Source organism: Mycolicibacterium komossense (assembly GCF_025822605.1).
Lineage (GTDB): Bacteria > Actinomycetota > Actinomycetes > Mycobacteriales > Mycobacteriaceae > Mycobacterium > Mycobacterium komossense.
Genome location: NZ_JACKTY010000049.1, coordinates 171,206 through 185,397, shown reverse-complemented (window position 1 = coordinate 185,397; position 14,192 = coordinate 171,206). Strand labels below are relative to the sequence as shown.

Here is a 14,192-nt window from a genome sequence, read left to right as displayed (position 1 = left end):
TTCAGGAGAGCCGGATTGCAATCCGGCGCAACAGCTTGGTGGCCAGGATGTAGGGGGTGGCGCCCAACGGCCACTGCGACACGATTTTTCCGGTTCCCGCGCGAAAGTAGCTGTTGGCGGTGGACCACACCGTCTTCGCCAGCAGGGCCTGGAGCCAGTCGTTGTAGATGACGAACGCCGAACGCCGGACGTCGATGACCGTCTTACCTTCCCTCGCCGCCCGCGTGATCAGACCGGCGGCAAAGTCGGCCTGGGCCTCGTAGAACGCCACCAACGGTACCGAGTTGGTGTTGGGGCCGTACATGATGAAGAAATTCGGAAATCCGGGAACCATCATTCCCAGGAATGCTTCCGGCTCGCCCTGCCAGCTCTCGTGCAGTTCGGCTCCGTTCTGCCCGTGAACCCGGTAGTTACCCAGGTAGTTGGCGGCGTCGAAACCCGTTGCCAACACGATGATGTCAAAGTTGTGCTCGTCACCGTTGGCATCGACCGCGCCCGTCCGGGTCAGACCTTTCACGCCGTGCGGGACCAAGGTGACTTTCGGGCTGCGCAACGCGGCGTAGTAGGTGTCGCTGAGTACGGTCCGCCTGCCTTCGAACGCGAACTTGGGCGTGACGAGCTCGATCAGGTCGGGACGGCCTGCCAGTTCCCGCTGGAGGAATTCGCGCGACTTCGCGTGGCGGAGCTTGTTACTTCGCCCCCCGATCCGGGCGTGCCCGGACCGCAGCTGTCGCCGGTCGTAGTCGGCGTAGAGCTTCAGACGCCGCCAGCCATACACCAGCCGGTTCCGGTTCAGGCGACGCTCACGTGCAGTGAAGGCTCGGCTTTCTTTGGGCAGCAACCAGTTCGGCTCCAGCTGGAAGATGGTGACGTCGGCGGCCACCCGCTCCGCCTCCGACACGATCTGCACCGCCGACGATCCGGTCCCGACGACGGCGACGGACTTGCCGGTCATGTCGAGACCCTCGATCCACCGCGAGGTGTGGCATATCGCGCCGTGGAAGTCGTTGGACTCGCGCGCGAATGGCGGTAGCAAGGGGATGTTGAGGAAGCCGACCGCGCTGATCACTGCGGTGAAGACGCCGTGATCGCCACCCGCCGCGGTGGTCACGGTGTACGTGTGGTCGCTATCGGACCACGACACGTCCGTGACGTTCTCGTTGAATCGGATCCGGCGGCGCAGGTCCCATTTGTCGGCCACCCCCTCGAGATAGCCGAGCAACTCCCGCCAGTCGGCGTGGGTCCTGGTCCAGTCGTGGCGCTCGAAGGAGAACGAATAGATGTGTGACTCGAGGTCCACTTCGGCACCAGGATAGCGGTTGTGCCACCAGGTGCCACCGAGTCCCGGCGCCTGCTCGAAGATGACGAAGTCTTCGATACCTTTCCGGCGCAGCGCAACTGCGGCAGCGATTCCGCTGAAGCCGGCGCCGATGACCGCCACGCGGGGCGTCGATTGTGCGTGTGCGTCCATCGGGGTCTCTCCTCGAAACATTCGGGCCTACGGGGCGGATCTAAATAACTATAGGTTCAGTATTTAGACCATAAATCGGGGTGTCAATAGGTGGTAGAGCTTGTGATGTGGCGGCTTGCTACTTGATCTGGGCGATCCAGCCGCCGTCGACGATCAGGTCGGTGGCGGTGATGAACGACGCCTGATCGGAGAGCAGAAACGCGATGGCGTTGGCGATGTCCGCAGGCGTGCCGAGCCGACGCAGTGGGGTGCGTTGCTCCATGTCGGTGCGCCGCCCTGGGTTGTCCGCGTACAACGGCTCGATCATCGGGGTGAGGATGGCGCCGGGGCACACGGTGTTGACCCGAATGCCCTCCGGCCCCAATTGCAGTGCCAGGCTTCTGGATAACGACACGACCGCGGCCTTGCTGACCTGGTAGGCGTCCAGTGGCGAGTCCATGCCTCGCACTCCGGCAGTGCTCGCAACGTTGACGACGCTCCTGCCCTGCCCGGCCCGCAGCATCGGCACAGCCGCTGCCGTCAGGTGTCTCAGCCCGTGCAGGTTGACCCCGAGTGTGGCATCCCAGACGGCTTCCTCGGTGTCGAGGACGGATCCGTCCCGGTCGAACAGGGCCAGACCGGCGGCGTTCACCAGATAGTCCAACGTCGGCCCGGGGAGGGCTCCGAGCAGTTCGGCGGGCGACCCGGCGATCATGTCGAATGTCACGTAGTCGACGTCGCGGGGAAGATCGGCTGGACGCGGTTTGACATCGGTGGCCGTGACGTGGATTCCGTCGCTCGCGAGCCGGGTGGCGGTCGCCAGCCCGATCCCGCCGCCTGCACCCGTGACCAGCGCGCTGCGGGTCACCGGTGCACCGAACCGAGGGCCTGCGCGAGCTGCTGGCCGGCAAACGTCATGGCCCCCGTCGCGGTCGGGAACACCTCGTCGAGCCCGAAGAAGCCGTGCACCAGGCCAGGCGTCAGATGAACGCGGACGGACACCCCGGCCGCCTCGAGGGCGGCGGCATACAGCTCGCCCTGGGGCCGGATGGGATCACATTCGGCCAGGATGATCGTGGTCTCGGGCAATCCGGCCAGATCGGCGTCGAGAACGTTGACCCGGGGATCGCCGGCCTGTCCGGGGTCGGCCAGGTAATTGGCCTGGTGCCATTGCAATTCGTCACGTTCGAGCATCACCCCGTCGTAGGCGGGATCCAGTCCGCGCCCCAGATCGGTGGTCGTCACCGGATAGATCAGCAGTTGGTGCCGTAGCGCAGGGGTGCCGGTGTCGCGGGCGTGCAGCGCGATCGCCGCGGCCAGGTTGCCACCGGCGCTGTCCCCCGCGACCGCCACGTGGCTGTGATCGATGTCCAGGCCCGACGCCGGATCAGCGGCCCACGTCAGGGCGTCGACGGCGTCGTCCACCGCGGTCGGGAATCGGGATTCGGGTCCACGACGGTATCCCACCGACAGCACCGCGCTACCGGATGCGTTGGCCAGCAGCCGGGTCGCGACGTCGTGGGACTCGATGCTGCCCAGAAGCCAGCCGCCGCCGTGGAAATAGACGGTCAGTGGCAGTACCGCACTCTGCTCCGCAGGCAGGTACAACCGTCCGGGGATCGTCTGGCCGTCACGAGTGGGGATGGTGACATCGACGACGCGATGTATCGGTGGCTTCACCAGGGCGCCGAAGGCGTCCTCGAAGTTCTGGCGCGCGGTCGCCACGGGGAGCAGGTGGGCGTTCGGGCGCCCCGATTTCTTGGCGTCGTCGAGCATCTTCTGAGCGATGGGATCGATGGGCATGAGCATCTCCTTGATGGCGTGCAGATATCGAAAGTTGTTGTCGGGCTGAGCTAGACACGCTCGTAGTAGCGGCGGGACTCCCAGTCGGTCACGGTGTGCGAATCGTAGGCGCTCAGCTCGCTCTGCGACGAGGCCAGCAGGTGGTCGAACACTTCCTCACCGAAGGCCGCGCGGGCCATCTTGCATTCGGCGAACAGTCGCAGTGCCTCGTGCATCGACGTCGGCACCAAGGTGACGTTGTCGCCGGTCCAGGCATTCCCGTCGAAGATGTCCGGTGTCGGCAGTCGATGCTCGATCCCGTCGAGACCGGCGGCGATGGTTGCCGCATAGGCGTAATACGGGTTGACGTCGCCGCCGGGGATCCGATTCTCGACGCGATACGACGGGCCGCGCCCGACCAGCCGGAATGCACAGGACCGGTTGTCATCGCCCACGGCGATGGCGGTCCCGGCGAACTGATCAGGTTGAAATCTTTTGTAGGAGTTGATGGTCGGCGCATACATCAAAGCGACTTCGCGAGCGTGCCGCAGCTGGCCGGCGACGAACGAGCCGAACTTTGCCGACATCCCGCCGCCTGGCTCCTTCGACCAGCACAGGCTGGTGTCCTCGTCGGGCGCCCACATGCTGACGTGCAGGTGACACGACGAGCCCACCTCGTCGATCTTGGGTTTGGCCATGAATGTCACGGTCAGATCCGCCGCGTGGGCCAGCTGTTTGACACCGTATTTGAACAGCACATGGCGGTCCGCCATCTCCAGGGTGTCGCAGTAATCGAGCGTGACCTCCTGTTGTCCCAGTCCCCATTCCGGCTTGGACGACTCGACAGACACCCCGAATCCCGGCATCTGGTTGCGGATCTGCTCGATGAACCAGTCGTCGCGGCTGGACTGCACCATCTGATAGTCGGATCGATAGTCCGACAGCATCTTCAGGTTCTGGTACCCGAGCTCCCATGCCTGCCGCGGCGGGGTTGCTGCCAGGAAGAATTCCAGTTCGGAGGCGAACTTGAAACACAACTGCTGCTCGCGGGCGCGGGCGACCTGCTCACGCAGGATGGTGCGAGGCGCGACGGACAACATGGTGTCCGAATCGGATTGGTAGACATCACAGATCACCAACGCCACGTGCGGCTCCCACGGCACCCGCCGCAGGGTGGTCAGATCCGGGACCAGCCGGATGTCGGCCCACCCGTTGGCGGCATTGGACACCGGCAGGTCCAGCGGGTTCATCTCCAGGTCGACCGCGAAGATGAAACTACTGGCGTTGATACCGCTGCCGGACAGGCCCAACGACCGAAACGCGGGGATGGTCAGCCTTTTACCCACCAACCGCCCGTACGGATCCGGGGTGGCGCACACCACGGTGTTGATCTCGCCGGCGTCGGCCAGTTCGGTGAATTCGTCGAGAGTCAGGTACGTCGTTTCAGTGTTCATTGGTGCTCCAAATGACGTGAGAGTTCCCAGCTGGTGACGGTGTGCCGCAGCCACTGCTCGTATCGGTGCGCCTCGGCGCGTCTGGTCGCGGCGAACGACGAGCAGAATGGCTTGCCGAGAAGTTCGGGAAGCCAGGCCGAAGACTCGAAAGACGTGACGGCAGAGCGCAGATCAGGCGGTAGCGCACCGCAGTCGGCACTCGAGGGCGACAGCGGCAATTGCTCGCGCAGGCCCTGCAGGCCGGCGGCCAGCACGGCGGCGGCGACCAGATAGGGACTGGCATCGGCACCGGGGCGGCGGTGTTCCACCCGCGCGGACGCGATGTCACCCAGGATCACTCGGCACGCCGCGCTGCGGTCGTCGTGGCCCCACGCCGCGCTGCCCGGGGTGAACATCTCCGGATCGATACGCTTGTAGGAGTTGACGTAGGGATTGAGCATCAGGGTGACGTCAGCCATTCCGGCCAGCAGGCCCGCGAGGTAATGCCGCCCCTCCGGCGACAATTGCCGCGGTTGATCGCAGAAGACGTTGACACCGTCGCGAGTCAGGCTCGAGTGCACGTGTCCACCGGCGCCGGACTTGTCGGCAAACGGTTTGGCCATGAAGCTGGCGTGCAGGCCACGCTCGGCGCAGAGATCCCGCAGATACTGACGGGCCCGAACCGCGTGGTCTGTGGCGGTGAGAGCGGGTGCCGGCGCCAGGGTGAACTCGAAGAAGCCCGGGCCGAGCTCGGAGTGGAACATCTCGACGGTGATCCCGACGGACTCCATCCGGTCGATGAATTCGGTTGCCAGGGAGTGTACTTCGGCTGATCTGGTAAGACTGTAGGCATTTTCGGTGGTGCCGAAGGGCAGCCGAGTGCCGGGACCGCCGGGCGCACCCTGAAAGAGCCACAACTCGTATTCGAAGCCCAGCACCGGTTGCAGGTCCAGCTCGTCATATCCGGTGAGCAGTCGTTGCAGTGTGTTGCGAGGTGACATCTCGATCGGTGTTCCGTCGGCGCCGACCAGATCGGCGATGACGGCGTCGGTACCCGGTCGCCAGCCCAAAGCGACGCGGGTGGACTCGTCGGGGATCAGCCTGGCGTCCGGGTACCCGTTGGCCGCACTGCTGAACGGGGTGTCGGTGACCTCGTCGACGATCGAAAGGCCATAGACGATGGTGCACATCGCCAGGCTGGTCGGCTGACGGGTCTTGTTGGTCCGCACTACTTTTCCACGAATGCCCAGGTCGTAGTCCGGGATTTCCAGCTGTGTCATCGCCACGGACTCAGCCATCATGCACTCCTCCTCTGGTCGGCCTGCGGGCCGGATCCCGCCCGACGCGCCGATAGACGCGGTCGGGGATGTCAGCGGGATCGTGGTAGACCCACCACGTGCAGGACGTCACGGGTGCGTCGGCTGTCCAGGTCGGCGGGTCGATGACCCGGGTCGGATATCCGAGCCGGTCGATCGCCATGACCTCGTTGAGTTGGCAGCAGTGCACACAGTAGGAGCAGATACCGACGGTGTTCCAAGCCCAGTCGTGTGGCTCGGTGGTCACCGCGAAGCCGAAGGGCGCACCCGCCCGGGGGGCACCGTCGGTGATGCGGACATCAAGGGAGCGCCCTCCGGATCCGCAAGGCGCAAAACGGAAGCCGATGCGTTGGGGTTCCTCGACGATCTCGATGTCGCCCTGCCTGCCGGTCCCGCTCAGGTGGGCGTGAAAACCGTCGACGATGGCGATCATGAGCTGATTCGCCGAGGTCGGCCACGGCTGGCTTTCAAGGCTGTACCGGCGCGCGTGCGCCTCGTACCAGTCCTCCATCAGGTAGTCCCACAACGCTCCGAGGTGTTCCTCCCCGGCCAGGCGCACTGCGACATCGATCATCCCCGAGACCCGGTCGACCGCCCGGTCGTGGATTACCTGCCACACCGCGCGCGCGTTCTCGATCGCCTCGGCGGCGTCTGCCTCTCCCACCCGGCACGCGGTGGCCGCGGTATCGACGGCGGCGGTGAACTTGGGCCAGGCACGGTGGATACCGGCCATTGCCGATTCGCCGATAAGTGTGGTGAGCCAGGTGGTCTCGGCGAGGATCAGCTCGGCGGCCACCCCTCGCTCCCGTAGCCAATCGGCGGTGGCCGCCGGCCAGCGCTCGTAGACATCGCGCAATTCGTCGGCTTCCAGCACCGCCACCTCGACCAGTTCAGCGGCCGCGCCCCCGTCCCCCATCGCCAGGTGCTCGGCAGCGGTACGGAAGGTGCCCTTGGCCAACTGCTCCCAGGAACCGACCCGGGCCGCCCGCCCCAGCGAGGGCTCGTAGGCGACCACAGGGCCGGCGGATTGTCGAGAGGTCATGTGAGTTCGAACCCTCCGTCGACGCGCAGATCGGTACCGGTGATGTAGGCGGCTTGATCGCTCAGGAGGAAGGCGACTGCGTAGGCGATATCGGCGGGAGCTGCGAACCGACCCGCCGGAACCCTGGCGGCGAGCGCGGGCGGTAGCTGCGCGGTATCGCCGTGCGCTGCCGCCATGGGCGTGGCCACGAATCCGGGCGAGACGCTGTTGACGCGGACCCCGTCGACCGCGAGGGCACGGGCCGAGGTTTTCGTCAGCATGTGCAGCCCGGCTTTCGAAGCGGCGTACTGCGGTGTGGGATCAGGATCAGAAAGGGCGATGACGCGGGCGGCCTCGATGGAGGTGATATTGACGATCGCCGCGGCCGGGGCTTGCCGCAGTGCGGGTCCGAGGACGTCCATGACGTTGTAGGCCCCGACGAGGTTGATTTCCAGGCACCGCATCCAGGCCTGTTGGTCGACGCCGATGAACCCCGTGTTGTCCAGAATGCCCGCGCAGTTGACCAGGTAGGAGACGTCGGCCGGCACGACACCGGCCTGGGACAGCCGTTCGGAGAGATCCTGGTCGCGAACATCGGCACCGACGCAGAGTTGCAGAGCGGCCGGATAACCAGGGTCGGCGTCCGGCGTCCGCACGTCGAGCCGGATCGTACGGACGCCGGCCGCCATCAACGTGCGGGCGATCGCGGCACCGATCCCGGAGGCCGCGCCGGTGACGACAGCATCGCCACCGCTGAATGTCAGCGGCAACTGCTTGGTCGGCGAGGCGTCGGTCATCGTCGGCCAAAAATGCGGGCGTGCTCGGCCAGTGCGTCGAGGAAGCACTCCCTCGGCGCCCGAATGACGCCGGCACCGATCTGACCGCCGTCGCGGCCGGCCAACCCGACATCCATCACCGGCAGTACGCCGGTCTCGAGGACCTTGCGCGCGTCGATAGCGGTCGGGGTCCCCCGAAAGCCGAATAGGGGAATCCGGTAGGTCGTGCTCTCGCCATAAGTGATGGCATACATCTCACGATTGCGTTCGATCATCACTTCCGGGGAACCGCCCTGGTATTCCTGCAGGGATAGTGCGCACGCTTGGGCAAAGCCGCCCAAGCCGATTGTCTCGGTGATCGGCGACTCACCGCCCATCCAGGTGATCTCGTTCTCGGTGTGGCCGGCAAAGAGCTTGCCTTCGTGGATCGGCGGTGGCCCCTCGAACCAGGTGTCCCCGGTCCCCGCGAGCTTGATGGCGAAGCCGCGGCAGGAGAACGCCATCGCCGAGACCAGGGTCGAGCCGGGAACGACCATCGCATCAGCCGATGCCTTGGCGGCTGCCATCGACAGACGCAGGAAGAAGTAGTCGTTCTCGGCCAGGTGCAGCATCGTCTCGCGCACACCGTCGACCCGTTCGTCGACCATGTCCAGGACCGCAGGCAGGATCTCACGGTTGAACAGAATCGACGCAGCGGCGTTGCGGCTGTGGACTTCGTCACCCATCCGCAGCGCTCGGGCGATCAGTGGTTTGAGCGCGATCCCGCCGCGGCGCCGGATCGCCTCACCGACAACGGGGGCCAGCACGCGGTTGACATGCAGCAGGCGGTCGCGAACACCTTCGTCGTAGCAGCCGTAGTTCAGCCGCCGTGGTTCCTTGCCTTCGTAGAAGTTGCAGAAGCCGCGATTGCCGTGGGTCCGGTTCTCCACGACGAACACGGGCATCGAGGCGGTGTAGATGCCGGCCAACGAGCCCACCGCGGAGTAGTCGTGGCACGCCCCGACCTCGATCTCACCGGTGGCGAAGCGGGCGATCGCCTCCTCGCGGTTGTCGGCCAAGCCTTCGAACAGCGCACCGCCGATCAGTGCCTCGCGCTGGCCACCGGTGTAGTCGTGCCACGACATGGGGGCACCTGAAGTCAGGACCAGATTGTCCCGGTAGCCCGGCAACACCTCGCGGGCCGGCTGGACGTCGACGACCCACGGGTCGGCATCATCCAGGCGCGCAAACGATTCCGCGTTTGCCTCGGCCACCGAGGTGAAGGCGGGCGTGACGGCACCGGTGGGTGCGGTGGTCACCATGCGACCACACCTCCGTCCACCAGCAGCGTCTGGGCGGTGACGAACGATGCGCGCGGCGAGAGCAGGAACTCCACGACCTCGGCGACCTCTTCGGGCTCGCCGATCCGCTTGAGCATCGCATAGCTCGCGCTGATTTCTTCGCCGCCGGACACCCGCGCCATCGACGGGCTCATCGGCGCCCGGATGACACCCGGTGCGACGTTGTTGACCCGGATGCCGCGCGGCGCCAGTTCCTCGGCCACGTAGCGGGTGTAGGCCGCGATACCGGCCTTGGTCGCGCCGTACACCGAGGCGCCCCGGAAGCGACCGAAATGCCCGGTCAGGCTGCCCACGTTGACGATCGCGCTGCCGTCGGTGAGCAACGGCGCGACCGCATCGGTCACTCGGGCCAGCCCGGCGATATTCACCTGGAACATCAGCTCGAGCTTCGCCTCGTCAAGCTCTCCGAGGAACGAATCACGCAGTATCCCTGCACAATTGACCAATCCAAAGAGGCTCTCCTGCGCGGTGACCACAGCTCCGATCGCCGAGTCGACACTGTCCCGGTCGGTGACGTCCATCGGCACCGTCAAGGTTCCCTGCAGACCGGCTCCGGCCGGGTCGAGAGCGTCGATGGCCGGCTTGAGATCAGCGGCGACCGGAACGTAACCGCTCTGGAGCAGGCGGCGACAGATCGCCTGGCCGATGACACCGGCCCCACCGGTCACGATGACTTTGTTTCCCAACGTCTTAACCCTTCTGCGCCGGTGATGCGGATCACGAACTGAGTCCAGTTTCGTAGATAAAGATCTATTGGTCAAGTTTTTAGTTCTTTAAAAACTCCCCACCGCCGGACGCACTGCGCGGGCCTGCCTCGGCTTGAGGCCTAAAGAGCAGGACAAAACCACTTTTGACTACCTCGGTGCGGTAACCTGCTGGCAAAGAAAGGGGCTCCTCATGGCAGCTGCGGGGTTTGGGGCGTTGAGTCCGGTTCGTCAGATTCCCGCCCATGAACTTGTGGTCGACCAGATGCGTCGCGCGCTTGAGCTCGGCCAGTTCCGGCCCGGCGACCGGTTGCCGACCGAGCGGGAGCTCTCGGAGATGCTCGATGTGTCGCGCACGACCGTTCGAGCTGCCGTCGCGGTGCTCGAACGCGAGGGGCTGATCGCGGTACGCCGCGGCCGCGGTGGCGGTTTCACCGTGCAGGCTCCGCCGATCGACGCCGCCGAGATGCGCCGTGAACTGCGCCGGAACAAGCTGGCCATCCGTGACGCCTTCGACTACCGCATCATCGTCGAGACCGGAGCCACCCGGTTGGCTGCGCAACGCCGCCGCACCGCCGAACTCGCCGCGCTGCACAAGTTGCTCGCCGGAATGGACGGTGCGCTGGAAGTCGCCCTATCCGAGCAATCGGCGCAACACACCATCGAGTTCCAGACGTTGGACACGGCCTTTCACATGGGGATCGCCCAGGCGGCGCAGAATGATCGTCTGCTAGACGCCGTAGCCGATGCACGACGACAGATGTGGCTGCCGGTCGGCGCGATCTTCGGTCGACTGGAGCCCAACGCCAACGACTTTCACGAGTCGATTCTGCAGGCGATCGAGGACCGCGATCCCGAGTTGGCCGCCAGCAGGATGGAAAGTCACATCAACGACACCCGCCAGACCATCGCGGCCTGGCTCAAACGCTGACTCGTCACACACTGTCGGGCAACTCGGGCAGCGTCTGTCCGCCGTCGACCACCAGCGCCTGACCGGTCACGAAGCCGGCCTCCTCGCTGGCGAAAAACATCGTGGCGGCGGCGATATCGGCCGGGGTACCCAATCTGTGCTGCGGGACAGCGGCTTTCATCTTCGCAATCGCCGCCGCGCCCAGTCCCTCCAGTCCCTCCGATTCGATACTGCCGGGCAAGACGGCGTTGACGGTGATGCGATCTCCCGCGAGCTCGAGCGCCGCACTGCGCATGAAGCCCAGTTGCGCAGCCTTACTCGCGCCGTAATGACTCAACCCCGGGTACCCGGTGATCGGGCCGGTGATCGACGAGGTGATCACGACCCGGCCGCGACCAGATTTGCGTAGCGCGGCACGGCAGGCCTGCACAGACAGAATGGTGCCGGTGACGTTGGTGGCCATGATCGAAGCGATGTCGGCGGGACCCAAATCGTCCAGCGCACACTCGGGATAGATCCCGGCGTTGGCGCACAAAACATCCAGCCCACCGAGAAGGACTTCGGCCTCGGTCGCCAGCTGTCCACAGGACTGCGGCTCGGCGATGTCGGCGACGACGGTGTGCAATCGCCCGCCGACCGAGCCGAGCCGCCCGGCGGCCTCGGCGAGGGAGTCGGCGCGCCGGCCGCTGATCGCGACCGACGCACCTGCGCCAAGGAAGCCCGCCGCGATTCCGAGCCCGATACCCCGGCTACCGCCGGTGACCAGGACGCGAACCCCCGACCAGTCTGTCACGCTTGATCCGCCGGAAGCAGCTCCTCGGGCCGATCGTCGAACACCGTGCTGCCGATCCTTGCGTAGCGCTGCGGGCTGACCTTGCGCCAAATCGCCGCCACCGCCATCGATCCGAAGAAGAGCAATCCGACGATCCACGGGATCATCTTGAAGAACAACGTGCCCGAGGCGGTGCCCGCCGCGGCGGCCATGTTCGACACCATCAGGTAGATGACATACACCATGCCAACGCCGCCCAGTGCGGGCGCCAGCAGGGTTCGCCACCAACTCGCAGTCTCGGGGTGCTCCTTCTTGACGTGGAAATACACAATCGTCGAAATCGAAGACATAGTCTGCACGATCAGTAGACACAGTGTGGCGAGGATCGCAACCAACACGAACAGCACGGCGTAGGGATCACTGCCGGAGACAGCACAGATCACCAGCAGCACACCGGCGAACACACTCTGAGTCAGCGAGGCGATCCACGGCGACGCGTGCCGGTGGTGCGCGCCACCGAGGCGCTGCCACAGCAGCCCGTCGCGACCGAACGCGAACAGGTACCGCGCCGCCGAATTGTGGATCGCGAGTGCGCATGCGAAGGAGCCGCCGAGGACCAGCCACTCGAATGTGGTCACCCCCCACTGCCCCAGGAATTCGCGCGCCGGACTGTAGAGCAGCTCGAACGGATCCGATCCCGACGCCAACTCCACCGCCTTGTCGGGTCCGTTGCCGACGATGACTCCCCAGGAGATGAAGGTATAGAACACACCGATGCCCAGGACGGCGATCATCGTGGCCCGCGGCACGATCTTCTTGGGGTCCTTGGACTCCTCGCCGTAGATCGCCGTCGACTCGAATCCGACCCACGACCAGAATGCCATCAGCAGGCCCAGCCCGACGACGCCGCCGGCCACCCCGTTGGTACTCAGCGCTGACACCGGATTCAGCGAGTCGAAGCTCATGCCATCGGGATGATGCAGCAAAGACGCCACCGCACTGATGGTGAGCATGCCGATCTCGCAAACCAGCACCACACCAAGAACTTTGGCCGCTACCGAGATGTCGAAGTGCGACAGCACCGCGATCACCACCAGACACACCGCGGCATAGATCTCCCACGGCAGGGTGATGCCCAGCTGCTGGCTGAACGCCTGATCCGTGAACGCGGCGAAGATACCGATCAACCCGGCTTCCATCGTCATGTAGGTGAACATCGACATCACGCCGGCCGCGAGACCGGGGATTCTCGACCAACCGCGCGAAACGAATGTGTAGAAAGCCCCTGCGGCGGTGATGTGCCGCGCCAGCGCGACGAATCCGACGCTGAACACCGCCAGGACCACAGTGGCGATGATGAAGCCCGCGGGGGCACCCAAGCCGTTGCCGAAACCCACCGCGACGGGCAGGTTGCCCGTCATCGCCGTGATCGGTGCCGAGAATGCCACCACCATGAAGACCACGCCGACGAGGCCGATCGCCCCGCGTTTGAGTGTCGAATGGCTCGCGTCAGAGCCGACCGCGGCAGATGCCGCGGGTACAGATTCAACGGCCATGGAGGCCTTCCTTTCCTACAGGCAACGTGATGTGCGTTACAGGTGCCGCGAGCGTAAGCGTTTAAAGAACTAAAAACAAGACCTATAGACCTAATCAATCAAACGTGACACTCTGTTAACAGCTTCGACCCAAAAGGTCTAATCACTGATTCTTTGACCAGTGCGTGCGACAACGTAAGCGCGACAGGAGGAACGCCATGCGCACTTGTACACAGCCGACGTCGACGGTCGAGCTGCTCGCTGCACATCTGCACACCGCCGCCGAGCACGGCAGGCGCGCCGCCAACAGCGGCGCCGTGTGCAGACACATCCCCGCGTTGGCCGGGGTCCCGAGCACCGGGTTTGCGATGGCAGTCGCGGGTGTCGACGGCAGCCTCCTGCACACCGGCGACAGCGACCATCCCTTTTCCATCCAAAGCCTGTCCAAGCTGTTCGCACTGTGTGCGCTGCTGCGCCATGACCGCGAGGCGTGGAACGACGTGGGCTGGGACCCGACGACCTCCGGCTACGGCTCGGTCGCCGACCTCGAACGCAACCACGGCAGACCGACCAATCCGTTCGTCAACTCCGGTGCCATCGTCGTCACCGACCGCCTCATCACCCACAGCGGTGATGCCGTCGCGTCCACCATCGGCCTTCTGCGTAATGCGGATGCGCGGGCGGCAGTGGACTCCGACATCGACGTCGCCCGTTCCGAGAGCTCGACCGGCCACCGCAACTCGGCGATCGCCCACGTCCTCGCCGAGCACGGCTACCTCGAAAACCCGATCGACGTAGTCCTCCAGCAGTACTTCTCCCAGTGCGCGATCACCGCCAGCGTGAAGACTCTCGCCACCGCGGCCCTGTTCCTGGCCGACCGAAGCGGCCCGAGCGCCATCCTGGACGAGGCCTCGGTGCGACGCGTGAACGCGGTCCTACTGACATCCGGTATGTACGGCGCCGCGGGCGATATCGCCTACCGCATCGGCCTGCCGTCGAAGAGCGGCATCGGCGGCGGTGTCCTCGCGGTCATGCCGGGCAAAGGCACGGTGTGCGTATGGAGTCCGCCGCTGGACGCCGTCGGCAACTCGGCAGGCGGGGTCGCCGCCATCGACGAGTTCGCCCGACTCGCCCGCTGGTCAGTGTTCTGACC

13 protein-coding genes are annotated in these 14,192 nt (G+C 65.4%); 2 read left to right on the top strand and 11 right to left on the bottom strand.

Annotated features, from left to right (window positions below):
• Position 1: 1 nt before the first annotated feature.
• The 9 genes from H7J73_RS29890 to H7J73_RS29850 form a co-directional block, all read right to left on the bottom strand.
• Entirely contained in the window at positions 2-1,471 is a 1,470-nt protein-coding gene (locus H7J73_RS29890; RefSeq protein WP_264071440.1) for a flavin-containing monooxygenase, read from the bottom strand.
• Positions 1,472-1,589: 118 nt separating this feature from the next.
• Positions 1,590-2,318 carry an SDR family NAD(P)-dependent oxidoreductase gene (locus H7J73_RS29885; protein ID WP_264071439.1) on the bottom strand — a complete coding sequence of 243 codons (729 nt, stop codon included), beginning with the start codon at positions 2,316-2,318 and terminating at the stop codon, positions 1,590-1,592.
• Entirely contained in the window at positions 2,315-3,253 is a 939-nt protein-coding gene (locus tag H7J73_RS29880; RefSeq protein WP_264071438.1) for an alpha/beta hydrolase, read from the bottom strand. Before H7J73_RS29880 ends, H7J73_RS29885 begins: the two co-directional genes overlap by 4 nt.
• Before the next feature lie 50 nt (positions 3,254-3,303).
• Positions 3,304-4,686 (bottom strand): glutamine synthetase family protein, encoded by a 1,383-nt coding sequence (locus tag H7J73_RS29875; RefSeq protein ID WP_264071437.1) that lies wholly within the window; start codon positions 4,684-4,686, stop codon positions 3,304-3,306.
• The gene (locus H7J73_RS29870) at positions 4,683-5,963 is read right to left on the bottom strand and encodes a glutamine synthetase family protein (protein WP_264071436.1); all 1,281 of its coding nucleotides are present in this window, start codon (positions 5,961-5,963) and stop codon (positions 4,683-4,685) included. The genes H7J73_RS29875 and H7J73_RS29870 overlap by 4 nt, the downstream gene beginning before the upstream one ends.
• Complete coding sequence (locus tag H7J73_RS29865) at positions 5,956-7,023, bottom strand: hypothetical protein (protein WP_264071435.1); 1,068 nt, start codon at positions 7,021-7,023, stop codon at positions 5,956-5,958. Before H7J73_RS29865 ends, H7J73_RS29870 begins: the two co-directional genes overlap by 8 nt.
• A complete protein-coding gene (locus H7J73_RS29860) occupies positions 7,020-7,799 on the bottom strand; it encodes an SDR family NAD(P)-dependent oxidoreductase (protein ID WP_264071434.1) in 780 nt (259 codons plus the stop codon). Before H7J73_RS29860 ends, H7J73_RS29865 begins: the two co-directional genes overlap by 4 nt.
• Positions 7,796-9,079: a YlbE family protein gene (locus H7J73_RS29855; protein ID WP_264071433.1), complete on the bottom strand. Its 1,284-nt coding sequence runs from the start codon at positions 9,077-9,079 to the stop codon at positions 7,796-7,798. The genes H7J73_RS29860 and H7J73_RS29855 overlap by 4 nt, the downstream gene beginning before the upstream one ends.
• Positions 9,073-9,804 carry an SDR family NAD(P)-dependent oxidoreductase gene (locus H7J73_RS29850; RefSeq protein WP_264071431.1) on the bottom strand — a complete coding sequence of 244 codons (732 nt, stop codon included), beginning with the start codon at positions 9,802-9,804 and terminating at the stop codon, positions 9,073-9,075. The genes H7J73_RS29855 and H7J73_RS29850 overlap by 7 nt, the downstream gene beginning before the upstream one ends.
• Positions 9,805-10,015: 211 nt before the next feature.
• Between H7J73_RS29850 and H7J73_RS29845 the strand changes: the two genes are divergently transcribed.
• Positions 10,016-10,753, top strand: coding sequence for a FadR/GntR family transcriptional regulator (locus H7J73_RS29845; RefSeq protein WP_264071430.1), 738 nt, complete (start codon positions 10,016-10,018; stop codon positions 10,751-10,753).
• A 4-nt stretch (positions 10,754-10,757) separates the two neighbouring features.
• On the opposite strand, the gene H7J73_RS29840 is transcribed toward H7J73_RS29845, so the two are convergent.
• Both H7J73_RS29840 and H7J73_RS29835 read right to left on the bottom strand, forming a co-directional pair.
• A complete protein-coding gene (locus H7J73_RS29840) occupies positions 10,758-11,525 on the bottom strand; it encodes an SDR family oxidoreductase (protein WP_264071429.1) in 768 nt (255 codons plus the stop codon).
• Entirely contained in the window at positions 11,522-13,060 is a 1,539-nt protein-coding gene (locus H7J73_RS29835; protein WP_264071428.1) for an APC family permease, read from the bottom strand. Before H7J73_RS29835 ends, H7J73_RS29840 begins: the two co-directional genes overlap by 4 nt.
• 197 nt (positions 13,061-13,257) lie before the next feature.
• Between H7J73_RS29835 and glsA the strand changes: the two genes are divergently transcribed.
• Positions 13,258-14,190, top strand: a complete 933-nt coding sequence (gene glsA, locus H7J73_RS29830; RefSeq protein WP_264071427.1) for a glutaminase A — start codon at positions 13,258-13,260, stop codon at positions 14,188-14,190.
• The last annotated feature ends 2 nt before the right edge of the window (positions 14,191-14,192 follow it).

Excerpts from the sequence above, each read along its gene's own strand:
- H7J73_RS29835 (WP_264071428.1), bottom strand. The coding sequence starts at position 13,060 with ATGGCCGTTGAATCTGTACCCGCGGCATCTGCCGCGGTCGGCTCTGAC.
- H7J73_RS29870 (WP_264071436.1), bottom strand. The coding sequence starts at position 5,963 with ATGGCTGAGTCCGTGGCGATGACACAGCTGGAAATCCCGGACTACGAC.
- H7J73_RS29890 (WP_264071440.1), bottom strand. The coding sequence starts at position 1,471 with ATGGACGCACACGCACAATCGACGCCCCGCGTGGCGGTCATCGGCGCC.
- H7J73_RS29855 (WP_264071433.1), bottom strand. The coding sequence starts at position 9,079 with ATGGTGACCACCGCACCCACCGGTGCCGTCACGCCCGCCTTCACCTCG.
- H7J73_RS29860 (WP_264071434.1), bottom strand. The coding sequence starts at position 7,799 with ATGACCGACGCCTCGCCGACCAAGCAGTTGCCGCTGACATTCAGCGGT.
- H7J73_RS29865 (WP_264071435.1), bottom strand. The coding sequence starts at position 7,023 with ATGACCTCTCGACAATCCGCCGGCCCTGTGGTCGCCTACGAGCCCTCG.
- H7J73_RS29845 (WP_264071430.1), top strand. The coding sequence starts at position 10,016 with ATGGCAGCTGCGGGGTTTGGGGCGTTGAGTCCGGTTCGTCAGATTCCC.
- H7J73_RS29880 (WP_264071438.1), bottom strand. The coding sequence starts at position 3,253 with ATGCCCATCGATCCCATCGCTCAGAAGATGCTCGACGACGCCAAGAAA.
- glsA (WP_264071427.1), top strand. The coding sequence starts at position 13,258 with ATGCGCACTTGTACACAGCCGACGTCGACGGTCGAGCTGCTCGCTGCA.
- H7J73_RS29875 (WP_264071437.1), bottom strand. The coding sequence starts at position 4,686 with ATGAACACTGAAACGACGTACCTGACTCTCGACGAATTCACCGAACTG.